We start from the raw sequence: 22813 nt of genomic DNA, 5'->3' as shown, positions 1-22813 counted from the left end.
AATTTAACAACAATTAAAAACAAACATTATGAGCAACAAATTTGACAACCAATCTTTAACAGAAGCATTAAAAACTGTAAAACTAGAAGAAAGACAAGAAATGATTAACCCGGCTGCTTCAGAAGCTGCAGATGCAATCAGCGTATCTTTCGATTCTTAATCAACACCCCATTAACAATACAATAATTTAACAACAATTAAAAACAAACATTATGAGCAACAAATTTGACAACCAATCTTTAACAGAAGCATTAAAAACTGTAAAACTAGAAGAAAGACAAGAAATGATTAACCCGGCTGCTTCAGAAGCTGCAGATGCAATCAGCGTATCTTTCGATTCTTAATCAACACCCAATTAACAATACAATAATTTAACAACAATTAAAAACAAACATTATGAGCAACAAATTTGACAACCAATCTTTAACAGAAGCTTTAAAAACTGTAAAACTAGAAGAAAGACAAGAAATGATTAATCCAGCTGCTTCAGAAGCTGCAGATGCAATCAGCGTATCTTTCGATTCTTAAGAAGAAACTTAGAATATTCTACCTATTATATAGAGGAGGATGGAATATTTCTCCTCTATATACTAAAAATAAATTAGTGTTTTGTGGATGCCACAAAGACCAGACTAATTTATAAAAACCATGAAAATTCAAGCTAGAACATAGCCTAATGAACGCTTACCAATAGCTTTCATTAATAAAATGCAGGTTGATTTATGAAACACCTGCCCGTCAGAACCATATCAACACCCTCTTAAAAACCCACCAATAATTTCTTTTTTAAAAAAGGAGCTGCTTAACCAGTGCCTTGAAATAAAGAAGAGGGATATATACCAATCATAAAATACCCTTCACCGAGTATGAAAAAAATATGGAAAAAAGCAATGAAAATTTTAGGAATTCTGATACTTCTACTTGTTATGTTTTCAATTTCAATAGGAATTTTCAACAGGAATTTTATAAAATCAAAAAAAGAGTACACAGATTATCTTAAAAAGAATAAAACAGATATCTCCTCTTTACAAAAAATAGGAAACATAGATTTAAATATAGAAAAAGCGGATTTCTACCTGCTGGGAGAGAACCATGGAGTAAAAGACGTTCAGGAGTTAGATGAACAGTTCCTTTTCTATTTAAACAAAAAATACGGGGTAACATACTATGTTGCAGAAATGAGCGAAAAACTAGCCGCTCAGCTGAACAAGTACCTTTCAAACGAAAAAGAAGACCCTTCATTATTGAAAAAAACAGTCAGCGAGCTGGCTGAATATATACCACAACAATCAAGTATTGAATACTATGAAAAGTGGAGAAACATCAGAAATTATAACCTGTCCCAAAATGAAGGGGCTAAAATAAAAGTAATAGGCGTAGACGTTCCTAATCCTGAAATAACCAGCGGAAGAGATTCAATACTGTATCATAATTTCACTAAGGTATATGATACGATAAAAAATAAAGAAAATGCCAGGTTTTATGGTTTATTCGGGCACGCTCATATTTTACAGGACAAGCTGTCCGGCGATACCCAGCCATTCGCCTACAGATTAAAGGAGAAAAAGCTTAAAGTAATAAGCATAGCAACGTACGCTATAGATAGTTATACTTACCTGCCAGATGGTGAAGGCTATCCAAAAGTACCCAATGAAAAAAGCAATTGGTTCAATCTGAACGGGCCTTTGTTCTATCTCTACGGAGTTAATGATTTAATACAATCATCAGACTCGGAAAGAGTAGCTCTGTTCAAGCTAAATAATGCAAACAGTCCTTATTCATCAGATACCAAGCTGATTAGCATCAGAAATTTACTAGGAAAAAATATAAAGCCATATAGTCCTGATGAAAACACTTTAAACTTCATTCAGTACACTGTTTTAATTAAAAAATCGGAATCATTAACCCCACTAAAAAGATTACCATGAAAAATAAAGCATTACTCATCATATCATTATTCCTGAGTGCAACCATGTACTCGCAAAAAGAAGAGAAGTTTTTAAATGTAGATTATAAGGTTCAGTTAGACGTAAATCCGGAAGATCTGCTGAAAACCGTTCCTTCCAATGTAAGATCTCAGGTAGAGGCAAGCCTCCGGGAGGAATTATCAAAAGGCGTTTTTGCAGATTATACTTTGAAAGCTAATAACAACGCATCTGTTTTTGAATATAAAGGCAAAATTGATAACTCCCAGTCTATGACATCATTTATCCTGAAGGAGTTAGAGAGAAGAGATAAATATCCCTATGTGAAAGATTTTTCTAAAAACACCTATACAAAAGGGTATGATCTGGCCAATAAAATATTCTATGTGAAGGAAAACCTTCCTAAAATAAACTGGATTATCGCTAAAGAAGAATCCGAACCTATCCTGGGATTAAAAACAATTGAAGCAAAAGGAAAATTAGATTCCATAGACCTTCATGTATGGTACGCTCCGGATATTCAATATAAAGACGGGCCTTTCCAGCAAGGCGGATTACCCGGGCTCATTGTAAAATCAGAGTTTTATGTGGGAGACATTAAAATGATTGTGGCAGCAACCCATATCGAGGTCATCAATAAACCTCTGGAAATTACAGCGCCAAAAGCCAAGAAATACTATTCTAAAGTAGAATTCGAGGAACAAAAGAAAAAATTCGAAGCCAGACAGAGAGAATATGCGTCTTCGGGGGTAGATAAAGATTAGCCATGGAATTCAACATTACAAAAATAAACTCTGTAGCGCATCTGCCCCACTTTATAAGGGAAGAAGACAGAAGAAATTTATGTACTGTAAGAAATAAATACGGAAAAGAGATAGATCCCAATAATCAGTTTTTTATCTCGTCTTCAGACAGTTCCACACTGAAGGTTTCCGTAATGAGCAAAAAGCCTATAGGAATAGATATAGAGACGGAGAGAGTCATTAATCCTAAAAGCTATGATTTTTTTCTCAATCAGAAAGAGAAAGATATGCTGAAAGCTTCTGAACATGAAAACATTCCGCTACTGCTGTGGATGATCAAAGAAAGTTTTTTGAAGCTGCTGGGAACAGGTTTACACATCCATCCCAAAAAAATAACAATTAGTCAAAAGAGAATATTGATCAATGACCTATCCATCAGATGTAAAATACAAATTTTCAAATACCAGCATTTTTACATCACGATTTTAGAAGCATAGCATTGATAATCATTGTATAACATTTTTATAAGAAATAAAATGGTTTTAGAACAAAAAGACATCAGACAGATACTGTCTCACAGATATAGCTTTATACTGGTTGACAGAGTAAAATATATGGACGAGGATAGAATAGTGGCTGTAAAGAACATCACCTCTTCAGATATCAATTTATGGGGACATTTTGAAGATGACCCGATATACCCCGGAGTTCTGCTGATAGAGTCTTGTTCTCAGGCAGGAGGAATTCTATTGAGCAATCAGAAAACGAGCAGAGGCTACATCGCTCAGATCAATGAATTCAAATTCCTCTCTTTCGTAAGACCGGGAGACAGTGTTCACATTGAAGCCACCATAAACAAGGTAGTAGGCCAGTACGCAAAAGTGTCAGTTGCTGCATTGGTTGAAGATAAAATAATTGCCAAAGGAGAAGTAATGTATTTTTTTGATAAATAAGCTATGAATAATATAACCGTAACCCACGTAGGAATCTCTCATTATTTTGGAAACTCTCCTGCAGAGTTTGAAAAAAATATACTGGAGAACCTGGAAGTAAAAAGAAAAGGTGTCTTAACTGCTACAATAGAAGAACCTAGATTAGAAAGCTTTTACGAAGAAAATGAAATCAGAAGAATAGACTCATTTTCAAAGTATCTGTTCAACGCGAATATCGATATTGATAATTGTGATCATATTCCTGCTAAAAATAAGGGAATTATTATCAATACCATTTATAACTCATACACCACAACCATTGATTTTGTCACAAAAGCCATGGAAAAGGGAGAAGATAAAGCGAGTCCTCTATTATTCCCTTATACCGTTCCGAATGCGGCTACAGGTCTTTTAACGATGAATAAGCAGTTCAAAGGCTATAATAATACCATAGGCGGCTACAGCCCTGTTTTATTAGCCATGGATAAGCTTAAAGAAGGCAACGAAGAATTCATTGTTTGTGGAGGAGTAGATGAAATTAATGACTACATCAAAAGCTATGTAACCCAGAAAAACAGATTAATTTCTGATGGGGCATGCCTTCTGGGAATGGCTTTAGACGAAAAGAATAACCAGGATAAGCTCTTTAATATTTCTTATGGAAAAACTCATTTTTTCAATAAAATATCTTCAAAAGAGATCAGAAAGTTTTATAAAAACATCCTGAAAGATATTGAGTTAGAGAATATTGATCTGGTGGTTTCTTTCTGCCAGGATAACAAATCCAAGCAAATAGAAAGAGAGCTGATTAAAGGCAATAAAGAGATTATCTACTACAAAGAAATCATAGGAAGTGCTTTGGGCGCAGAAGACAGCATCTGTTTATTCCTGGGATCTATCCTTCTGAAAAACAGAGAAGCCAAAAGAGCCCTTGTGAATGTAGAGTCTTTCGGAGGAAATATCAACACGTATATAATTGAGCTATGATGAATGAATACTGCCTGGTATTGGGTGCCAACGGAGGAATCGGCCTGGAAATATCCAAATACCTTATCGATAAAGGATACCACCTTATTTTGCATTATAATAGGAGTTCCGACAATATAGATGAACTGATTAAAGATCAGGAAAATCACATCAAAATTAAGTTTGATATCACCGATTCAAACTCTATAAAAAATGCACTTAAAGAACTTGGCGCCGGAAAAGAAATACGGATTACAAAATGCATCAATTGTGTGGGAATCCACTACAGATCATTTATTCCTCTGATGCCGGATAATAAATTCAAAGAAGTGATAGATACCAACCTTACGGGGGCTTTCTCTATCATCAAACATATCTCTACAGATATGATTAAAAACAAAAAAGGAACCATTGTAAACATCAGTTCCGTAGCAGGAATCAATGGTTTAATAGGTCAGGCTTGCTATAGTTCTTCCAAAGCAGGACTGGATGCCATCACGAAGATTGCCTCAAAAGAGCTGGCCAAATATAACATCAGGGTAAACAGTATTGCACCAGGTTTCATAGAAGCCGGAATTATTGAAAAACCTACGGCCAACGATCTGGAATATCTGGAAAGAATTCCTATGCGCAGATTCGGAAGAGCAAGAGAGGTCGCAAAACTAGCCTATTTCTTATTAGAAGACAAAGAATCTTCCTACATCACAGGGCAAAATATCGTCATTGACGGAGGATTAAGTATAAATATTTAACAACAAATAAAAAATAAAAACAATGGAAACAAGACAGCAAATTAAAGAAATTATCATTGAAAAATTAAATTTAAGAATTGATATTGAGGATTTTAAAGACAACACCCCTTTATTCTTAAGCAAAAAAGACGGTGGACTAGGATTAGATTCTATCGACACGTTAGAAATCGCTGTAGGAATTACAGATGAGTTTAATGTTGAATTCTCGGATAGTGAGAATATGACTGAACTTTTCACTTCTGTAGAATCTTTATCGAACTACATCAATAATAAGCTATGTCTGGAGTTGCAATAACAGGAATAGGATGTTATAGCTCTATTGGAAAGAATATTGAAGAGTTTGAGCAGAATCTTTTCTACAAAGACTCAGAGACATTCTACCCTATTGATGAAATAGACTGTAGTAAACTAAGAAACAACAGATCTTCCTACATCAAAGATTTAGACAATAACAAGACTAAAACAGGAAGCAGAGCAGCGATCTCTTTGCTGAAAAGTGTAGACGAGGCTATTAAGAACTCGAGAGCTAAAGAGCTTATTAAAAACAACAGAAAAGTAGGTGTTTCCCTGAGTAATTCTATTGGAGGAATCAGCGATCTGGTAAGTGATATCACCCAAGGTAAAAACTTTATCGTGAAAAAATCACTGAACAGATTTTCTAAAAATAACAAGAAAGAAAAGGTTTTAAATATCCCTAACATTCTATTGCTTCAGGATGTACTGAATAAGTACAAAACCAAAGGCCCGGTATGTTCTTCCCTTACAGCGTGCAGCGCAGGAGGAAACGCCATAGAAGTTGGATTTAAAATGATAAAAGACGGGATCTGCGATATGGTAATCGTATGCGGGGTTGATCCTTTATCAGAAATAAGTTTGTTCGGATTTAATGCCTTAAAAGCTTTGTCTAAAGATACCTTGAGATCATTGGACGCAGAAAGAGACGGAATGCTTCTGGGAGAAAGTGCAGGATGCATTATCCTGGAAAGAGAAGATGCCGCAGAGAAAAGAGGAGCACCTATATACGGAAAAGTATTGGGCTCAGGAATCTCCAATGATGCATTTCATATCACACAACCGGATCCGGAAGGAAACGGAGCTGTGTTCGCAATGAATAAAGCATTAAAAGAATCCTCCCTTTCCTTTAAAGAAATAGACTATGTAAACATTCACGGAACCGGTACAAAGTACAACGATCTTATGGAGCTGAATGCATTGGAAAGCGTATTTGGAAATGATTTACCCAATACCCCTATCAATTCATCCAAAACCAAAATCGGGCACACACTGGGAACCGCAGGAGTTATAGAAGCCATCATATGCATGCTGACTTTAAAGAACCAGGCTATTCATCCGCATTCGAACTTTTCCAACAGAATAGATCGGGAAATAAATTATAACGTCAATACAGAACTTAAACCAATGCCGGAGCTCAAATACATTATGAGTAACTCTTTTGGGTTCGGAGGAAATTGTGCTTCTGTAATATTTGGGTCATACGATGGTGGATATAGTAGAAGAGCTTCAGTATAATCAGGATGTAAATTACTCTGATGTAGACAGCATGGGCGTGGTTCATCACTCCAGATACATGGTGTATTTTGAAAATGCAAGGTTTCGTCTGGTAAAGGATTTACTGCATATCAGCAAAGAAGAGTTCTTAGAGATGAAGATTGATTTTCCTGTTATCAGTTTAGAATGCGATTATTTAAAGAGCATCAGATTCCAGGAAGAAATCATGATCAGAATAAAACTCTCATTTGCGCCAAAGATTCCCAAACTGAAATTCGAATACCAGATTGTCAATGCCCAGGATGAAGTATTATCAAAAGCGAAGACAGTCCATTTATTAACCAGAGCGGGAATACCTTTAATCGGGTATCCGGAAAGACTAAAACATAAATTATACGAATGCCTATGAAAAATGACAACCTATTAAACGTCAGCCAATATACTTTTTTAAAAGAAATAGAATTATACAGCGTAGACGATGAACTGAATGTTCTTTTGTATAAAAATACGAGTTTTGAAGTATCTGGTGTCCTTTATTCAATTATCAAGCATTTGAAAGAAGGCATGTCTATCAAAAACATATACGATAGCCTCGATTTTAAAGATATCAATTTTGAAAACTTTAAATCGCTTATTGTTAATAAAATAGAAGAACTTTTACAGGAGGTTTCCAATACGGTGGATAAAGTTCAGGTAGACAGCATACACAAGTTGTTTGACCTTTTAAACGCCAGAACTACAGAAATTTTATCAGGAAAATTATCATTCCTGTTTAAAAGAGGAGTATTAATCCCGTTATGCGTTCTTTTTTTTTCATCCTTAGTATTTATTTTCTCAGGGAGTTTGCACGTACATAAAGCAAACATCAGCTTAAACCACGTGTGGATGATGTATCTGTGCTTTTTTGTAATAGGCGTATTTCATGAACTGGGACACTCATCTGCGAGTAAATATTACGGTGCAAAGCCTTCATCCATATCCATGGGAATATTCCTGATATTTCCTGTCTTTTATACCGATGTTACCAAAACATGGGGACTGGACAGAAATAAAAGAATAACCACCAGCTTAGGCGGAATATATTTCCAGATGATCATTCATCTGATGCTCCTGGGGTCATTATTCCTGAATATAGAAAAGCCGATTAAAGAATACATCTACTACATCCTTTTGCAAAATATAGGATTGATGATATTCAATATAAACCCTTTCTTTAAAACAGACGGATATTGGGTAGTATCAGACCTATTTGGAATTCGGAATCTGAATACCAAATCAAAAGAGATCATCAAATATCTGCTGAAAGGACAGCATCATCCGGAGTACCTGTTTAAAGACAATGTCGCACTGTATGTGTACACCTATGCTTATTCAGTGATCGGAACAGCCTTATTAATCTTCATTGCTTACAAGGTTGTTGATACCCTCGGGATGTACTACAATATCGTAGTGAAAGGAGAAAGAATGGAATTCTTGATTGTTATTAAAAGAAGTCTAATCCTCATTTTCTTATTGGTATTTCATCTAATACCAATGGTGAAAAAGAAATTAAAACAATACGCAAAATGATTTTAGTTCTTTGTTCATCCAATTACGATGCAAGTATAAATTATGTGCTGGACTGGCTTATTTTTTATAAGCACGAATTTATAAAAATAACCCCCGATGATATTTTTACTGAGAAAAGTAAAGATTTCAAAATAGAGAATGACACCATTTTTTTTAAAGGAGTCAATCTGAACGAAACAGTAAAGTCTGTCTGGTACAGAAAGTTTCCGTACAAACCCAATTTCATAGAAGTAAAAGGGGAAGAAAGCGTTAAAATCAGAGAAGAAATAGAATCAGAATCTGAAGTTATCGTCAACTACATCCTTCATCTTCTTAAAGAAAAAAACTGCATAGGTTTATTTAACAGCAGAGCATTAAACAAACCCCTGCTTTCGAAACTGGCCAACGGATACAATGTGAAAACCCCTAAACAGGCCTTTATAAGTACAAAAGAAGATCTTGAATTATTTCTGGAAAAAAGTAATGACAAGATTATAACGAAAAAATCGAGCGATAAAGTCAGGTATTTCTATGATAAAAATGACAAAACCCTTTTATCATTAACGACACTGATTACAAAGCCTACATTAAAGGATATTCCTGATCATTTTTTTACCTCCTATTTTCAAGAGTGTATCGATGCAGAATATGAAGTTAGAACGATTTTTTTAGACGGTCTTTTTTATTCCTCAGTTTTGATTAACACCAAAGATGAGTATATAGACAAAAAGAATATAATTAGTTCATCTAACTCCAGTGTGGTTCCATATCAGCTTAGCAAAGAAGTTGAAGATAATCTCAGAAGATTATTAGAAGAGCTGGAACTCAAGTTCTGTACCGTAGAACTTATAAAAAATAAGGTAGATAAAGAATACTATCTAGTGGATCTAAATCCTTCAGGTCAATTTGTTTTCGAGTCCGAGAAATGCAGCTATAGCGTTGATAAATTATTGGCAGAAAAACTAATTAATTATGATAAATGATTACACAAAAGTTCCATTATTTTTCTCGTTCCTCGCGGAAATAGAAAAAGATTATGTCCCTCAGTATTTTGGGAAAAGTTTGATCCATCAATCAGATCAGTATGCTCTAAGAGAGAATGTTTACCCTCTCTCCAAAGAAGAAGTATACAGCCTGCATTTGAAGAGTAAAATAGTAACCGAAGAAATAGAAGATATTTATGAATTTTTTGAAGGAAAATAAGAATAAGCATTTTTTATTGTACAGTCACAATTTTATTATAAAAGGCGAAGATTTCGATCTTATTTTTGATAATAACAGAGACCTGGTATTCCAGATACCCAAAGGAATAAACCAGATCATCAGTCTCATGAGAGTTAACACAATCGCCGAAATATATACAAAATGCAAAGCAGAATTTGAGCAGATCGTCCTTTTTATAGAAAGACTGCAGGAATTGAATTTAGGATTTATAACAGACGCTGTTACCCATTTTCCTAAACTGAAACTCAGAAAAGACGCACCGTACAGAGAATACTCTAAGCTGATCACCATTTCTCCCGACCATGCGGACTTTTATAATTCTATACAGGCTGTTAATACCAACAATACAAAATATATAGAATTAAGAATAGAAAAGTATTTTGATGATGAAATCCTGGGAACAAGAACCATCCAGGAACTCAACAGATCTTCATTATACGGAGTGAATATTGTTCTGGATTTTGAACGTCTTAAGACCAGCAGGAAAACCTTTATGACGTTCTCTGAAAGAATAGAAAAAAGATGCAGCTTCTTTATAGAGCATGAAGGAAAAGAAGGAATTAAGAAGTACAAAAACGTTCACTTCTACTTCATGAACAAAAAGGATACTGATACAGATGTTCTGATCACCAATAAAAAATTCTTTGAAAAAAGAATCTTCGAGATTAAGAACAGAAAGAAAGGATCACCATACATCTTCTTTAAACCAGAATTTGCCGAGCCATGAGTATCCTGACTGTATTGAATAAGCGGATGACCTTTCACCAGGCCATCAACAGAGAAAAGGTTAATAAAACCAGACTTCTGAAAACCATACACTATAGTAAATATATAAATCCGGCATTATCTCACGAAGTCATTGCCAATAAATATATTAATCATTTTAAGCTTGTAGAATATTTCTACAAAAATTCAAATGAAGAGATCTATGACTATTTGAACGACTTCAGCATAGAAGGAGATTCTGATCAGGCTAAGATTTATATATCATTTCACTATGGACTGTATAGACTGATACCGTACTTACTGGATAAAGCAGGCAAAAAATGCATTATCGTAAGAGAAGACCATGGAAATGGAGAGTTGAACAATGAATTCTACAAACATTCATTCATCGATTGCAGGGACCCGGGATGCTATCTGAAAATCCTCAACAACCTGAAAAAAAACATTAATGTTTTATTATTCATCGATATCAACAATATAGGCAGTGACATTACTAAATCACAGGAAATCGTTTTCCTTGAAAAAAATGTAAACATACTGGACAGCATCTTTAAGTTTTCATACAAATACAACTACAAGATTGCCCCCCTTATGATTCATTACAATGATGAAGGAAAGATCAAAACGAATGTATTCCAGGATTTAGAAAGGAATGGAGAAGAAGAATTTGACAGTTACTCAAACAGATGCTGCCAGCTGATCTATAAAATATTGGAGCAGTCTGTTTGTGAAGATCCGGTTCAATGGGAACAGATCTATCAGCTGGACACTTATTTTTCAATCCAGGACAAAAGTAAAATAAGCTTTTTACAAAGAAAATTCAAACTGAATGTAGACTATTGCACCGTATACAGAGAAGGAGAGACTTATACGATCTACAATAGTTTAAATAACCAACAATATGCTATAGATAAGCACCTGTACATATTATTAATGATTCTGAAGACGACAAAGCTGAGCAAACAGACCATCGTAAGAATTCTTAATAACAAAGACAGCTTTGCTTTTCTAAAAAAAGAGAGAATAATATGCTAAAAAAAACAATAGTAATACTTTTAATTTTTTTCTGTCACTTAGTGAGTGCACAAGAGTGCATATTGAAGGGGCAGGTTCTTGAGGAAGCATCAGGCCTTCCCCTTTCAGACGCTTCTGTATCTGTTTTTAATAACGGAAAAACAGAAGGATCTGTATCTACCAACGCTGAAGGAAAGTTTGAAATAAAACTGAACTGCGAAAATAAATACACCATAGAGATCGGCCATAATGGTTACGAAAACCATACTGCAAGCCTGGATCCAACCTATAAAAACCTTTACCAGGTGAAGCTGAAAAAAGGCCAGCGCGTAGCTTCCATAGAAGAAGTGCTTGTGAAGGCAGCAAAAGCCGTTAAGGTAAAAGGTGATACCCTGGAATTCAACGCCAACTCATTCAAAACAGGAAATGAAGTGGTTTTGGAAGACCTTTTGAAAAAGCTTCCGGGAGTAGAAGTACAGAACGGAAAGCTTTTATACAAAGGAAAAGAAATGACTCAGGTTACCGTAGGAGGACGTGAAGTAATGGGTGGAAACCAAAAATTACTGAACAAAAACCTGCCTTCAGATGCCGTTTCTAAAATCCAGCTGAATACAAAATTCAAAGCCAATCCATTTGCTTCCTCACTACAGGAAGACGAACAGTTCTCTTTAAATATTGAACTGAAAGAAAATATGAAAAGTCTTGCTTTCGGAAACGTAACCCTAGGAGGAGACGCTAACAAACATACAGATGCACAAGCCAAAGTGTTTTACTTCTCTGAAAAAATAGACGCGACGTTAATCAATGATTTTAATACGTACGGAAAGCAGGTATTTGACAGAGATGACTATTTCAATTTCTTCGGAGGAATCTCTGAATTCAATTCAGAAGGAAGCATCTACTCACTGCGTGGAGGAAACAATACCTTGAATTTCGAACCAAGTATCAATGCGTTTAAAGTAGAAACCTACAACGGCGCTGCCCATTTCGGATATGAACCGAATAAGAAAATGAAAATTTCAGGATTCGGGTTGGTGAATACCAATAACATCCGATACAAATCAAAAGTTGAAAGAATCTTCAACGACAGCTACAAAGAAGAAGATGACCAGGAGAATAAAAACAATCTATTATCCATGATGGCCCGCTTACGGGTAGATTATTCCCCAAGCGACAGAGGACAGGTAAAATACCGTTTGAACCTGAACTATGTAGACAACAAGGAAGAACAGGGCGTGAACAGATTCAGGAATAATGAATTTACAGGATTCAGCCAAAACCAGACAAAACGTGAAAATTATAATCTATCCCAAACCCTTTCTTATATCCAGAAAGTAGGGAGAGATAACAACATAGGATTTTATCTTCGTCATCAATATCAGAAAGAAACACCAGATTTATTGATGAATGCAGAAGAACAGATGTTTAACGCCTGGGGAAGCCTAACCCCTAACAATGGGCGTTATATCTTAAGACAAGATCAGGAGTATACCACGAATACCCTTCAGTTATACTCTGTTTATAATCAGTTGATTAATAATACAACCAACCTGAAATTTAAGATCGGAACGAACTTCTCTTTTCAGGGCTTCAAAAATGAAATTTACGATCAGGACAATCTGATTACCCAAAATAACGCGGTTTCCGATACTGATTTTAATTATAATGAAACATTTGCTGATGCTACCTTTACCAAAAAATTAGGCAATTTCCAGGCAGATCTGGGAGCCGGAGTATCGTTCTTTAATGAAACAGCAAAATTTAGAACCGGAACAAAAACAAGCTTTAATGAAGCTAAAGTGTTACCCCATGTTGTTTTGAATTATAAATTCAGCAACGCCACCCAAATCACTTTAAACTATAATCAGGCGTATAGCTTCCCTAATGCTAAAGATCTGACGGAGTCATATGTCATTCAAAACTACCGTTCTATTTTCAGCGGAAACCAGAACCTGAGACAGGCATTAACGCATACTTCCTCATTAAACTTCAATCACTTTGACTCATTTACATTTTTCAACGTATTTGCCAATCTGAGTTATGTACACCGTGAAAGAAGTATTCAGAATAACTCCAGATTCGAGAAAGTAGTAACAGACCCGTCAAATCCGGATGCGTATACCGTATCACAGATTAACAGCCTTTTCAATTCCGATTATGAGGAGAAATCATACTCAGGAATGTTCAGAATAGGGAAAAAGTTCACCAAATGGATGAATACCCGTTTATCAGGAACCTTATCTTATTCAGATTATTATACATTCACCAACACATTAAACAGCCCGGATGTTCAGGTGGTTAACAGCAATAGTTTTACCCAGAACTATACCTTGAATAACCAGTTTACCATTAAGAAAAGCTTAGAACTGAACATCGGATTAAATGCAACATTCAGCAAGTTCAAATCTTTGACGGAACAGAATTTTGATGGCTGGAGACCGTTTGCGGATGTATCATGGTCTATCAATAGCAAATTACTGCTTCAATCCGATTTCTCTTACCGTATTCAGAACCGTGACGGACAAAGAATAAATGAAGCCAAAGAACTGAACGCTTCTTTACGATACAACATTGCCAAGAAAGTATATGTTACCCTGATTGGAGGAAACTTACTGGGAAATGGAGCCGTAGTGAGCAACGCATTTAATGATATTTACGTAGAAACTACAACCAAAAATGTATTAGGAAGATATTTCATGGTGAATGTCCGATATAAATTTTAAACCAAAGTATCGGTTCTGCATTCTTTCCGCAGCCCAAAGACCGGTACACCAACAATAAAGCATATTCTCTCTAGCGCAAGGGAAAAGAATCACTGATCAGATTCTTTTCCCTGCGCTTTTTTGTTGATATCATTACAGGATATCCCGTTAGTTTTTTACCGGCAGAATTCCTTTTTTCTGGTAAACACCAATAAGATAGCCTGCAGAATTTTCTATCTTCAGTTTTCTCTGTCTTATCTTTTCGTTCAGGTCTGTGATTAAGATATCAAAGTCTTTTTCTTTCTCTTTTTCGGAAATCAGTTCAGCCTGTTCCTGGCTAAAACCATACATCACCAATTTGGAGATGAATTTCTGAGTCTTGAGGGGCTTTTCAAAATCAATCTCCAGCTGTTTAAACTTCTGAGAATTGATATGCAGGATAATCCAGTAAAACTCCCGACCTCTTTTTTTAAGCTCATAATCAATCTCAATATCCGTATTCTCTGAAATCTGCTTTCGGGCGATATCAAGAACCTTAATTTTAAAATCACTGATTCTTTCAAACTGCTCATTTCCCTTTTTATCAATCAATCCAAGCATTTGTTTTAATTCCTGGATTTCAAAACGCTTAGTTCCAACGCTTCTCCATTGGCGGGCAATAGCGTACAACCTCTTGGCATATTTGGAAGAACAGTTTAAAACAGATTTCAGCTGCAATGCCGTGAAATTATTTTTCAGATCAAAAAAATAAGGCTTGGCGCTTTCATTAATCTTGATCTTAAAAGAGCCTGTGCCCTTCATATAATCTACATATTCAAATAACCAGAGCTGGCGGTATACTTCAGGCGTTTCAATTTCAAACAGTCTGCTGCCTATTTCTGCCGTTGCATCTCTCAGCTGTTTATAGTTCCATTTGCGTCCCGTTATTTCTTCTATATCGTGAGTATGAATCGTGTATTCCAGTTTTTCCTTTTCCAGGCAGGAAAGAACCATAAAGAGAATATCAAGCATGCAGGCAGAGTAATCATATCTCCCGGAGGTGATTACATTATGCTGATAAACCAGTCTGTCATCAGTGCCTGTATCAAGTAGTTCCATAAATATCATTTTAGAGTGACAAATATAAGCAAAAACGACATATAAAAACATCTGTCATATATAAATGTCGAATCCTGCTTATAAAAAGTCGTTTTTAGCTTATAAAAAGTCGTTTTAAACTTATAAAAAGTCGTTTTAAACTTATAAAAAGTCGTTTTTAGCTTATAAAAGGTCGTTTTTAAGTTTGTAATTTATTGATTTTAAAGAGGTTACAAGGCCTTAAAATAATAAAGTATTAAAGTATTAAAATATTTAAAAATAACGTTTGTTAAAAAAGAGATTTATTTAATCAGGGTTTCCGCGAATTTTCACCTGTCATTTTGTCATCTGCGGAGTGAAAGGAAAACAAAAAAAAGAAAAACAAAAAAGACTCAGAAATTTCTGGGCCGGCAGGGTTGTTATGCTATGCATAATAAATTGATAGATAAACTCTATCTTTTCCCGGAAATGAAGCCGTCTATCCATCCTGTTTTTGATCGGCGTTATTAAAATATTTTTCATCAATGGCCTTATTGATCATTTTTTTCAGGCTTATATTTTGTTCTGCTGAGAGTACTCTCAACGTTTTTAATTTTTCTGCAGGAATATGGAGCGAAAAAAGAATTTCGTCCTTTTTTTCTTTCACCGGAACCACTTTTTGTACCGGTGTTTTAATCTGTGATTGCTTTGCTTTGCCTATCAGCGCGGTAAAATCTTGCTTTGCCATGTTTTTATATAATTATATAATTATATAAATATATAAATATATATTTATTTGATTGCAATGGTTAAAACTTCTTTTGTTAGAGCATCAATTTGCTTCTGTGCTTTATTATTGTTATCCACTCCATTAATTAAAACAGATCGGGAAAACGCCACCAGGTCGGACATCATATTTTTGGAAACCCGAACATTGTATTCGTTTAATTGATCTTTTATTTCATCCGTAAGCGTGGTATTGGGTTTCACCATATTGAAAACAATAACTGCTTTTTCTTCGTTTCCGGACTGTTCAATCATATCAATGGTACTTTTAATGGCTAGAAGATCCAGAACCCCGGCTTTGGTTGGAATAATAATGACATCTGCAAGATCACAAAGCTCCGGCAGTTTATTAGAAAGATAAGGGGGCGTATCTATGAAGATAAAATCAAAATCTGAATTCTGAATTTCTTTTAACTGGTCCTCAAGAAAAATAGGAACATCAGACAAATCCCGGACTTGGTATAAAGAGCCCTGGGCATCAAAATCAATAATACAGACTTTTGCACTCTCCTTAAGATTAGCGGCAAGATTGAATGTTAGTGTTGATTTTCCTACCCCTCCTTTCTGATGGGTTGTTAATATAATTTTAGCCATACCTTATATAATTACACAAATATATAAATATATAATTATATAAATATATATTTATATAAAATTGAGTTTTATTTTGATTATCAATTAGTTATAATATGTTTTTTTAATGATCTAAACATACTTTTAAAAAATAAAGACCGGATATTTAAAATAATCAGTCTTTAAAAATCTTAATACAATGCATCATCTATACTATATACCTCTATTATTTTTCGCCAGAATATTGACCTTCTGATTTTATTATTACGCCCTCATTTATGGATTGTATTACAAGAATAAAAATGAATGTCCGGATCTGTTCAAAGGTGCATTCTGAGGAATTTTGAGCAGATAATCAGCAAGAGCAAAAAAAGCATATCGAAAGGAATAAATATCTTATCGACGGATTTGCCAGTTTCATCGAATTGTTTTGTTTTCGGACCCTGTATAAATGACCTTTGGAATAGAAATTAATAAAAACACCAAAACAAAACACCATGAATCCAAAGACGCAGAATCCAAAATTAGTAATCAAGAAAAGAGTTATTAAAAATTATCAATTCTCTACAGGGGATGATTTTGATACTCATCAGACTTCTATTTCTATCAGCTCATCTTTTTAAATAAAAAAATAATGTGGATCAATTGTAAAATAATATCAGAGAATGATATTCTCATGTATAAACTGAAAGAATTTATCAGTAAAACTCCTTTTTTCCTGGTAACCGAAGAAAAAAAGAATAATACCGACGATTATGAACAGATTATATTCTGGGATATTGACTCTGTTAATATTGATGTTCTTTATTTGAAAAACTACATCAATAAAGGAGGTGTTGTCATTATAATGACCTCCGTTTTATCAAAAAATATTATCTCTGAATTTTTCACCAAAGATCAAATGCTGAATATAGGTGTTTTAAATAAAAACATTCAGCATAACCAATTTATAGAGGAAATAGAAAGAGTAATAGAATTAAGCCAGGCTAGATTCCCAGCAAATTAAACAGCTCGTCTTTTTTAGTGACTGCAATACTGATGGCTTTCCCATTATTAAGTTCTATAACATTCCCTGAAACAGATTTTATAACAGTCAGTTTCACAATAAAGGATCTCTGCACTCTGAAAAAAGTAGGAGGAACCAATATATCTTCCATAGATTTTAAAGTGGCTAAGGTGGTAAAAGACTCTGAGTCTGTAACAATTTTTAAATAATCACCCAGCGCTTCAACATACAGGATATCATCCAGAATAACTTTGACCAGCTTTCCGTTCACTTTAATAAAGATACGATCAACAACAGGATTTTTATCTTTAGGAGCAGGAGCTGGTTCCGCTTTTGGAGTAGCCTGTATTCTTTCTTTCGCTCTGTTGACCGCTTTCAGGAAACGGCTGTAAGCAACGGGCTTAACAAGGTAATCTACCACTCCGTTTTCAAAACCTTCTAAAGCAAAATCCCTGTGGGCCGTTATAAAAATAACGGAAGGCCGGTTGGTAAGAGAGTTTATTAAATCAATTCCATTAATTTTAGGCATTTGGATATCACTAAAAATAATGTCTACTTCATTGGATTGAAGGTAGGCTAAAGCATCCATAGGATCATCATAAGAAGCCTGAAGGTCCAGAAAAGGGACCGTTTTTACAAAATCTACAATTAATTCTTTCCCAATTGGTTCGTCATCTATCACGATGCACCGTAATTTATCATCCATCTATGTCAAGTTTATAGACAAGGAAACAAAGAAGCTTGTTTCTCTGTCGTCGATTATCAGTTTATGATTGTTGGGATATATGAGGTTTAATCTTTTTTCAACATTCTTCACGCCAATTCCGCCTAAAACCGTGTTTTTTATAAAATTTTTCTCCTTATTATTTTCAATGGAAAAATAAAAAATATTATTCACAATATGGATATTTATTTCTAAAAAATTATCACTGGCTGTCTGTAAACCATATTTAAATGCGTTTTCTATGAACGTAAAGCAGAGTAAGGGAGCAATTAATACATTCTGGATAGAATCTTCAACCGTAATATTTAAATCAATTTTTTTATCAGAAGAGTAGCGCATTCTTTCCAGTGAAAAATAATTCTGGATAAAATCCAATTCTTTTTGAAGGGAAACTTTCTCAGTATTAGATTCATATAAAGTATAGGCCATTAAATCTGAGATATTAATGATGACCTCCGGGGCATTAGGATCCTTTTTTACAACCAATCCATATAAATTATTGAGGGTATTAAAAAGAAAATGCGGATTGAGCTGGGCTTTTAGAAAATCTTTTTCAATATTAAGATTCTGAAGCTCCAATTCGGAAGTCTGTTTCTGAAAATAGATGGTCCGGTTAAAAAGTCTTGCAATATCAAACAGGATTTTGACAAAGAAAGGCGGCGAAAATGAATAAATAACCAGGATGGCACTTCCAAAAACATTCTTGAAGGACAGCGCCTGTTTAAAGGGCATGGCTGCATTCCTGCTGATAATATTCTTGAGCGGCCCATCCAGGATATCAATATTCATATAATTTAAAAACCTGAATTGAAGATGATTGATGGTGAGCCAGGTATAAATAGAAAAAGGAAGACTGATGATGATCAGAAGGATTCCCCAGGTTCTGCTTTTAAATATTTGGGGAACAATGATATAAAAGAATATGTAAAAGACAACCATATTATTAATGGTTCCCCGCCCGGTTAATAAAAGACTGGATTTAAAAGAAATTTTCAGCTCCAGCCAATAGTTTAGAAAAAGGAACGAAGAAAAGAATATCCACACAAAAGTATGGCATAAAATTCTGTTGACAGGGTTATAGAGTTTCTCAAAATTGAATTGCGCAATTTTTTCCAGAAACGGAGTCATACTTTTATAGGATGTCTGCATATCATTACCTTGTTTGGCTTAAAATTCTACTATAATACCTGGACGCAAATGAATAGGTCATCAGTTCCAATGCTCTCTGCTCTGAAGAAAACCATCGATTAACACTCATATGAATATAACTGGATAGATTTTCTCTGCAGAGCTTTAAGTTCCTTAGGTTCTTATTTCGAATATTAAATTCTTCTTCAAAATGAGAACTTGTAAAGAACGAATGCAGATCTTCCTTTAAAATCCTATATTTTAAATTGATATGAGATTTTAATTCTGCAGAAAATTCCTGCAAAAATACACTTTCCATAGACTTACAGAAATCTAATTTTTCCTGTAACGAAAAATTGAATAAAGAAAGCCAGTGATCTACATTTTTTACAGAGGAAAATAACCGGATGTCTTCAAAGTGGGTAAAATGATCGTGAGACAATAAGCTTAAAACCAGCAGGCTGTCGTAATAAAAGGCTGCTTCGGTGGCCTCCATGTATTCTGGAAAATACCGTTCAATTTCCCTGTGGTAAGAGTCTATCTGCAGGTTCCATATTGTTTCCTGCTGAAGGTATGGATTTAATGCGGTGTAGACTCTTTGAAGAACCTCCGAATATAAACCGGTATTGATTAAATTGACTCTAAATCTGATATGATAATGAGGATCGGTATATAAGATATAAAATGCAGACCTGATGATGTTATCTTTTATCAGCTCATCCAAAATAGGTTTCAGAACTTCAGACAAAATATGATCTGAAAGAGCAGAGCTGCAGTATATTTTTAAATACAGCCATTCGCTCCCTGGTGCAAAGCTTCTTTGTAGAGCTGATGACTCCCTGCGAAATGAAGAAACCGGGTTTTTAAAATTCTTATTTTCCAATGGAAGAATAATCTGCTGGTTATAATTCTTTTCACCATCAACAGGAAGCAGCCATTCCGCCAGCTGCAGCATTTTATTATTTTTTAATTCGTCAATAAGTAAAGACAAATACGTGTCATTGGAAGTATCTAAGAAGAGCTCATTATCTCCCTGAACCAATACAACATATTTGGAGACATTCCACGTTTTGAAAAACTTTTTTAGCTCAGCGAGGGGATCGGCAGCGTTTTTAATGAGGATAATATCACTTTCATGCAGCAGCCAGCAGGCACGGTGCAGGATAATATTTTTATAGGCTATGCGCGGAACAAATCTTTTTTTGGTTTTAGAATAGTTGATATCCAGATGAATATTATCCTGCCCCTGAGATTGTAAGGCACACAGGAATTTATAATAAATATTTTCACTTTTATGAAAATTGTGAGCATTAGAGAGGCGGGGAATGACTCTTTTATTGAGTCTTCTGGATCTTAAAATAATTTCTTCTTTTTCTATTGAGATCAAAAGATCACTTAACAGGATCTGATGGGTATCTTCACTGCTGCTGCCTGCAAAAATGGGAATTTCATATGCTGAGAACTTAGGCCTCCTGGCAATATTGGCGACTCTCTTTTCGGGAATGTAGATGACTTCAGCGAGTATGATATCAGGATTTTTCTCCTGTTCATTGTGGTGTATGTCCCTGCAGAGCGTTTCTATTTCCGGATTGAATAAAGAAAGTCTTCCCAGAATAGAATTAGCTCCGGAGTTTCCTACACTTTGTAAGAAGAAGCTTCCCTGGACAGGAGATCCTATAATGCTGAAGTTTTGATGGCTGACAGGATTTTCTTCTATTATTCCTAAATCGGAATGTTCTAAATGAACGGCCTGGTTTCCTCCTTTTTCAATTAAATCTAAAATAAAATCGGTATTGGAACTCCGGGCAGCCTTTTTATCGTCTTTATTTTTAGCTGCAAGACCTTCTATGAGAGGATTTACATGGAGGCTGCCTATTTTGGATGCTGCCGGAAATCCGATGCCAGATTCAGAGTCTAACACTTCCATAAGGGGAACTTCCCGTGACTCGTATCGGGTAGTGAAAGTACTTTTAAAGGTTTTCAGATCTTTATGCAGAGGGTTGGCAGAACCAAATTTGTGAAGTATGGCCACTGAAGTATATATATTGCGGCGGGTTTTTTCATCCAGTTCAATTTTACCTTCAGGGGAATGATTGAGGTCCACATGGAAAAAGTGGGTTTTATCAATTCCCAGTTCTTTAACGGCGTATTTAAGTTCATTTATTTCAGAAACAGGCAGGTAATCCAGTGCTGTACCATCTAATAAGGCTATACAGTGCTCTATTTTGTTAAGAATGAATAAATAGACTCCTGCTTCGGCAATATCATTTTTAATCAGCCTTTGGACGATATTTTTAATATTCTGAATATTGTCTTCTGTGAGGGTGAGCTGAATTTCACTTACCAAAAACTGAATATCAATCAGCTCTTCCAGAAAATCTGAGATTTCATCATGGCTAAAGTCCGGAAGCAGCTGTTTTTTGATATCATCATAGCTGGTATATTGGGAAAATTCGGAAATACGTTCAAGATATTCATTGAAATCCAATGATATCATCTGGCATTTTTCTTCCCCGTTATGGTTGGTGAATTCCTGGTACCTATACTGCCCGGAGGTTTTAAACAGGGTATTATTGACTTTATATTTCAGGTTTTTCCGGATCTTTTCATTGTTTTCAATGTGAGATTTGAATTCTCTTAAAAAATCCATATCAATCCTGGTTTTCCTGGAGGGAAGTATCGTTTCTTCCTGATCATCCTGTCCCAGATGCTTCAGAGCAATACCGGCCATGGTTCCATAAGGGGTACACCTGGTGCTGGATCGGATGGCATATTTCTTTAGGGTATGGATGAGCTTGGGAATTCTGTCTGGTTTAAGCGTCTTCTCCCGATACTGGATGATGGTGTGATATAGATCCGGAGAACTCCAATAGATGGAGGTGATGAACGTATCATCTTGTATCAGGCTGTCTACCACATCTTCTATATCCCTGGTTTCCCTGTTATTAAATAGTATATCATAAGAATATAAAGGCTTTCTTAATATATACCTATTGTATGTCTCATATTTCATAATTCCCGGCTTCTGAAGGGTATTTTAATTATCAGTACCCTAAACTTTGATCTTTTATAATAATGATTATCCTATAAAAATAGGTTTTTATCCCAGAAAAAGCATGTTTGATCGAAAACAATTTCATTCCGTATAAAAGTGACATACTTTTGAAACATAAAATTAAAGCACACGTGTAAAAAGCCAGTTTTATTAACCAACAACAAAAAAATAAATTAACAATTAAAAACAAACATTATGAACAACAAATTTGACAAGAAGTCTTTGACTGAAGCTTTAAAGACTGTAAGATTAGAAGAAAGACAAGAAATGATTAACCCGGCTGCTTCAGAAGCTGCAGATGCAATCAGCGTATCTTTCGATTCTTAATCACCCCAATCAACAACAAAACAATTTAACAACAATTAAAAACAAACATTATGAGCAACAAATTTGACAACCAATCTTTAACAGAAGCATTAAAAACTGTAAAACTAGAAGAAAGAC

General features: G+C 35.0%; 27 protein-coding genes. 21 read left to right on the top strand and 6 right to left on the bottom strand.

The window, feature by feature from the left end:
- Positions 1 to 28 precede the first annotated feature (28 nt).
- The 18 genes from J2Y40_RS23785 to J2Y40_RS23700 all read left to right on the top strand — a co-directional run bounded on the left by J2Y40_RS23785 (position 29) and on the right by J2Y40_RS23700 (position 14062).
- Complete coding sequence (locus tag J2Y40_RS23785; protein WP_262885806.1) at positions 29 to 160, top strand: hypothetical protein; 132 nt, start codon at positions 29 to 31, stop codon at positions 158 to 160.
- A gap of 52 nt (positions 161 to 212) precedes the next feature.
- Complete coding sequence (locus J2Y40_RS23780) at positions 213 to 344, top strand: hypothetical protein (protein WP_262885806.1); 132 nt, start codon at positions 213 to 215, stop codon at positions 342 to 344.
- 52 nt (positions 345 to 396) lie between these two features.
- Complete coding sequence (locus tag J2Y40_RS23775) at positions 397 to 528, top strand: hypothetical protein (protein ID WP_262885806.1); 132 nt, start codon at positions 397 to 399, stop codon at positions 526 to 528.
- Between the two features lie 338 nt (positions 529 to 866).
- Positions 867 to 1928, top strand: coding sequence for a hypothetical protein (locus J2Y40_RS23770; protein ID WP_310001778.1), 1062 nt, complete (start codon positions 867 to 869; stop codon positions 1926 to 1928).
- Positions 1925 to 2689 (top strand): GLPGLI family protein, encoded by a 765-nt coding sequence (locus tag J2Y40_RS23765; RefSeq protein WP_310001776.1) that lies wholly within the window; start codon positions 1925 to 1927, stop codon positions 2687 to 2689. The genes J2Y40_RS23770 and J2Y40_RS23765 overlap by 4 nt, the downstream gene beginning before the upstream one ends.
- Before the next feature lie 2 nt (positions 2690 to 2691).
- Positions 2692 to 3165 carry a 4'-phosphopantetheinyl transferase superfamily protein gene (locus J2Y40_RS23760; protein ID WP_153400079.1) on the top strand — a complete coding sequence of 158 codons (474 nt, stop codon included), beginning with the start codon at positions 2692 to 2694 and terminating at the stop codon, positions 3163 to 3165.
- Between the two features lie 39 nt (positions 3166 to 3204).
- Entirely contained in the window at positions 3205 to 3621 is a 417-nt protein-coding gene (gene fabZ, locus J2Y40_RS23755) for a 3-hydroxyacyl-ACP dehydratase FabZ (protein ID WP_153400081.1), read from the top strand.
- Positions 3622 to 3624: 3 nt separating this feature from the next.
- Positions 3625 to 4587, top strand: coding sequence for a hypothetical protein (locus J2Y40_RS23750; RefSeq protein ID WP_153400083.1), 963 nt, complete (start codon positions 3625 to 3627; stop codon positions 4585 to 4587).
- Positions 4584 to 5318, top strand: a complete 735-nt coding sequence (locus J2Y40_RS23745; RefSeq protein WP_153400085.1) for an SDR family oxidoreductase — start codon at positions 4584 to 4586, stop codon at positions 5316 to 5318. Before J2Y40_RS23750 ends, J2Y40_RS23745 begins: the two co-directional genes overlap by 4 nt.
- Before the next feature lie 22 nt (positions 5319 to 5340).
- Positions 5341 to 5613, top strand: coding sequence for an acyl carrier protein (locus J2Y40_RS23740; RefSeq protein WP_062703447.1), 273 nt, complete (start codon positions 5341 to 5343; stop codon positions 5611 to 5613).
- Positions 5595 to 6848 carry a beta-ketoacyl-[acyl-carrier-protein] synthase family protein gene (locus J2Y40_RS23735; RefSeq protein ID WP_153400087.1) on the top strand — a complete coding sequence of 418 codons (1254 nt, stop codon included), beginning with the start codon at positions 5595 to 5597 and terminating at the stop codon, positions 6846 to 6848. Before J2Y40_RS23740 ends, J2Y40_RS23735 begins: the two co-directional genes overlap by 19 nt.
- Positions 6817 to 7236, top strand: coding sequence for a thioesterase family protein (locus J2Y40_RS23730; protein ID WP_153400089.1), 420 nt, complete (start codon positions 6817 to 6819; stop codon positions 7234 to 7236). Before J2Y40_RS23735 ends, J2Y40_RS23730 begins: the two co-directional genes overlap by 32 nt.
- Positions 7233 to 8396, top strand: coding sequence for a hypothetical protein (locus J2Y40_RS23725; protein ID WP_310001770.1), 1164 nt, complete (start codon positions 7233 to 7235; stop codon positions 8394 to 8396). The genes J2Y40_RS23730 and J2Y40_RS23725 overlap by 4 nt, the downstream gene beginning before the upstream one ends.
- Positions 8393 to 9358 (top strand): hypothetical protein, encoded by a 966-nt coding sequence (locus J2Y40_RS23720; RefSeq protein ID WP_153400093.1) that lies wholly within the window; start codon positions 8393 to 8395, stop codon positions 9356 to 9358. The genes J2Y40_RS23725 and J2Y40_RS23720 overlap by 4 nt, the downstream gene beginning before the upstream one ends.
- The gene (locus J2Y40_RS23715; RefSeq protein ID WP_153400095.1) at positions 9348 to 9578 is read left to right on the top strand and encodes a hypothetical protein; all 231 of its coding nucleotides are present in this window, start codon (positions 9348 to 9350) and stop codon (positions 9576 to 9578) included. The genes J2Y40_RS23720 and J2Y40_RS23715 overlap by 11 nt, the downstream gene beginning before the upstream one ends.
- A complete protein-coding gene (locus tag J2Y40_RS23710) occupies positions 9556 to 10326 on the top strand; it encodes a hypothetical protein (protein WP_310001767.1) in 771 nt (256 codons plus the stop codon). Before J2Y40_RS23715 ends, J2Y40_RS23710 begins: the two co-directional genes overlap by 23 nt.
- Positions 10323 to 11360, top strand: a complete 1038-nt coding sequence (locus J2Y40_RS23705) for a hypothetical protein (protein ID WP_310001765.1) — start codon at positions 10323 to 10325, stop codon at positions 11358 to 11360. The genes J2Y40_RS23710 and J2Y40_RS23705 overlap by 4 nt, the downstream gene beginning before the upstream one ends.
- A 41-nt stretch (positions 11361 to 11401) precedes the next feature.
- Positions 11402 to 14062 carry an outer membrane beta-barrel protein gene (locus tag J2Y40_RS23700; protein WP_231128836.1) on the top strand — a complete coding sequence of 887 codons (2661 nt, stop codon included), beginning with the start codon at positions 11402 to 11404 and terminating at the stop codon, positions 14060 to 14062.
- A gap of 147 nt (positions 14063 to 14209) precedes the next feature.
- Here J2Y40_RS23700 and J2Y40_RS23695 read toward each other — a convergent pair whose 3' ends face one another.
- The 3 genes from J2Y40_RS23695 to J2Y40_RS23685 form a co-directional block, all read right to left on the bottom strand.
- Positions 14210 to 15139 carry a replication initiation protein gene (locus J2Y40_RS23695; RefSeq protein WP_310001763.1) on the bottom strand — a complete coding sequence of 310 codons (930 nt, stop codon included), beginning with the start codon at positions 15137 to 15139 and terminating at the stop codon, positions 14210 to 14212.
- A gap of 457 nt (positions 15140 to 15596) precedes the next feature.
- The gene (locus tag J2Y40_RS23690) at positions 15597 to 15845 is read right to left on the bottom strand and encodes a hypothetical protein (protein ID WP_153400065.1); all 249 of its coding nucleotides are present in this window, start codon (positions 15843 to 15845) and stop codon (positions 15597 to 15599) included.
- A 44-nt stretch (positions 15846 to 15889) separates the two neighbouring features.
- Complete coding sequence (locus J2Y40_RS23685; protein ID WP_153400067.1) at positions 15890 to 16477, bottom strand: ParA family protein; 588 nt, start codon at positions 16475 to 16477, stop codon at positions 15890 to 15892.
- Positions 16478 to 16953: 476 nt separating this feature from the next.
- On the opposite strand from J2Y40_RS23685, the gene J2Y40_RS23680 reads away from it, so the two are divergent.
- Positions 16954 to 17079: a hypothetical protein gene (locus J2Y40_RS23680; protein ID WP_262885805.1), complete on the top strand. Its 126-nt coding sequence runs from the start codon at positions 16954 to 16956 to the stop codon at positions 17077 to 17079.
- A gap of 53 nt (positions 17080 to 17132) precedes the next feature.
- Positions 17133 to 17462, top strand: coding sequence for a hypothetical protein (locus tag J2Y40_RS23675; protein WP_153400069.1), 330 nt, complete (start codon positions 17133 to 17135; stop codon positions 17460 to 17462).
- Here the strand turns inward: J2Y40_RS23675 and J2Y40_RS23670 are convergent.
- From J2Y40_RS23670 to J2Y40_RS23660, 3 genes are read right to left on the bottom strand one after another with little or no spacing between them, the layout of a single operon-like run.
- On the bottom strand, positions 17443 to 18168 hold the full coding sequence (locus tag J2Y40_RS23670) for a LytTR family DNA-binding domain-containing protein (protein WP_153400071.1): 726 nt from the start codon (positions 18166 to 18168) through the stop codon (positions 17443 to 17445). The genes J2Y40_RS23675 and J2Y40_RS23670 overlap by 20 nt on opposite strands.
- Complete coding sequence (locus J2Y40_RS23665) at positions 18169 to 19335, bottom strand: sensor histidine kinase (protein ID WP_231128838.1); 1167 nt, start codon at positions 19333 to 19335, stop codon at positions 18169 to 18171.
- A gap of 4 nt (positions 19336 to 19339) precedes the next feature.
- Positions 19340 to 22327 (bottom strand): lantibiotic dehydratase, encoded by a 2988-nt coding sequence (locus J2Y40_RS23660; protein ID WP_310001757.1) that lies wholly within the window; start codon positions 22325 to 22327, stop codon positions 19340 to 19342.
- A 237-nt stretch (positions 22328 to 22564) separates the two neighbouring features.
- On the opposite strand from J2Y40_RS23660, the gene J2Y40_RS23655 reads away from it, so the two are divergent.
- Complete coding sequence (locus tag J2Y40_RS23655; RefSeq protein ID WP_262486736.1) at positions 22565 to 22696, top strand: hypothetical protein; 132 nt, start codon at positions 22565 to 22567, stop codon at positions 22694 to 22696.
- Positions 22697 to 22813 lie beyond the last annotated feature (117 nt).

Origin of the sequence: Chryseobacterium sp. 2987, from assembly GCF_031456375.1 — a bacterium.
GTDB classification, from domain to species: domain Bacteria; phylum Bacteroidota; class Bacteroidia; order Flavobacteriales; family Weeksellaceae; genus Chryseobacterium; species Chryseobacterium vaccae.
Note: the sequence above shows the minus strand (reverse complement) of the source record. Positions and strands in the feature narration are given on the sequence as shown.

Bases quoted from the DNA above. Each gene is read 5' to 3' on its own strand.
- J2Y40_RS23785 (WP_262885806.1), top strand. From the start codon at position 29: ATGAGCAACAAATTTGACAACCAATCTTTAACAGAAGCATTAAAAACT.
- J2Y40_RS23780 (WP_262885806.1), top strand. From the start codon at position 213: ATGAGCAACAAATTTGACAACCAATCTTTAACAGAAGCATTAAAAACT.
- J2Y40_RS23775 (WP_262885806.1), top strand. From the start codon at position 397: ATGAGCAACAAATTTGACAACCAATCTTTAACAGAAGCTTTAAAAACT.
- J2Y40_RS23770 (WP_310001778.1), top strand. From the start codon at position 867: ATGAAAAAAATATGGAAAAAAGCAATGAAAATTTTAGGAATTCTGATA.
- J2Y40_RS23765 (WP_310001776.1), top strand. From the start codon at position 1,925: ATGAAAAATAAAGCATTACTCATCATATCATTATTCCTGAGTGCAACC.
- J2Y40_RS23760 (WP_153400079.1), top strand. From the start codon at position 2,692: ATGGAATTCAACATTACAAAAATAAACTCTGTAGCGCATCTGCCCCAC.
- fabZ (WP_153400081.1), top strand. From the start codon at position 3,205: ATGGTTTTAGAACAAAAAGACATCAGACAGATACTGTCTCACAGATAT.
- J2Y40_RS23750 (WP_153400083.1), top strand. From the start codon at position 3,625: ATGAATAATATAACCGTAACCCACGTAGGAATCTCTCATTATTTTGGA.
- J2Y40_RS23745 (WP_153400085.1), top strand. From the start codon at position 4,584: ATGATGAATGAATACTGCCTGGTATTGGGTGCCAACGGAGGAATCGGC.
- J2Y40_RS23740 (WP_062703447.1), top strand. From the start codon at position 5,341: ATGGAAACAAGACAGCAAATTAAAGAAATTATCATTGAAAAATTAAAT.
- J2Y40_RS23735 (WP_153400087.1), top strand. From the start codon at position 5,595: ATGTCTGGAGTTGCAATAACAGGAATAGGATGTTATAGCTCTATTGGA.
- J2Y40_RS23730 (WP_153400089.1), top strand. From the start codon at position 6,817: ATGGTGGATATAGTAGAAGAGCTTCAGTATAATCAGGATGTAAATTAC.
- J2Y40_RS23725 (WP_310001770.1), top strand. From the start codon at position 7,233: ATGAAAAATGACAACCTATTAAACGTCAGCCAATATACTTTTTTAAAA.
- J2Y40_RS23720 (WP_153400093.1), top strand. From the start codon at position 8,393: ATGATTTTAGTTCTTTGTTCATCCAATTACGATGCAAGTATAAATTAT.
- J2Y40_RS23715 (WP_153400095.1), top strand. From the start codon at position 9,348: ATGATAAATGATTACACAAAAGTTCCATTATTTTTCTCGTTCCTCGCG.
- J2Y40_RS23710 (WP_310001767.1), top strand. From the start codon at position 9,556: ATGAATTTTTTGAAGGAAAATAAGAATAAGCATTTTTTATTGTACAGT.
- J2Y40_RS23705 (WP_310001765.1), top strand. From the start codon at position 10,323: ATGAGTATCCTGACTGTATTGAATAAGCGGATGACCTTTCACCAGGCC.
- J2Y40_RS23695 (WP_310001763.1), bottom strand. From the start codon at position 15,139: ATGGAACTACTTGATACAGGCACTGATGACAGACTGGTTTATCAGCAT.
- J2Y40_RS23690 (WP_153400065.1), bottom strand. From the start codon at position 15,845: ATGGCAAAGCAAGATTTTACCGCGCTGATAGGCAAAGCAAAGCAATCA.
- J2Y40_RS23685 (WP_153400067.1), bottom strand. From the start codon at position 16,477: ATGGCTAAAATTATATTAACAACCCATCAGAAAGGAGGGGTAGGAAAA.
- J2Y40_RS23680 (WP_262885805.1), top strand. From the start codon at position 16,954: ATGAATCCAAAGACGCAGAATCCAAAATTAGTAATCAAGAAAAGAGTT.
- J2Y40_RS23675 (WP_153400069.1), top strand. From the start codon at position 17,133: ATGTATAAACTGAAAGAATTTATCAGTAAAACTCCTTTTTTCCTGGTA.
- J2Y40_RS23670 (WP_153400071.1), bottom strand. From the start codon at position 18,168: ATGGATGATAAATTACGGTGCATCGTGATAGATGACGAACCAATTGGG.
- J2Y40_RS23665 (WP_231128838.1), bottom strand. From the start codon at position 19,335: ATGCAGACATCCTATAAAAGTATGACTCCGTTTCTGGAAAAAATTGCG.
- J2Y40_RS23660 (WP_310001757.1), bottom strand. From the start codon at position 22,327: ATGAAATATGAGACATACAATAGGTATATATTAAGAAAGCCTTTATAT.
- J2Y40_RS23655 (WP_262486736.1), top strand. From the start codon at position 22,565: ATGAACAACAAATTTGACAAGAAGTCTTTGACTGAAGCTTTAAAGACT.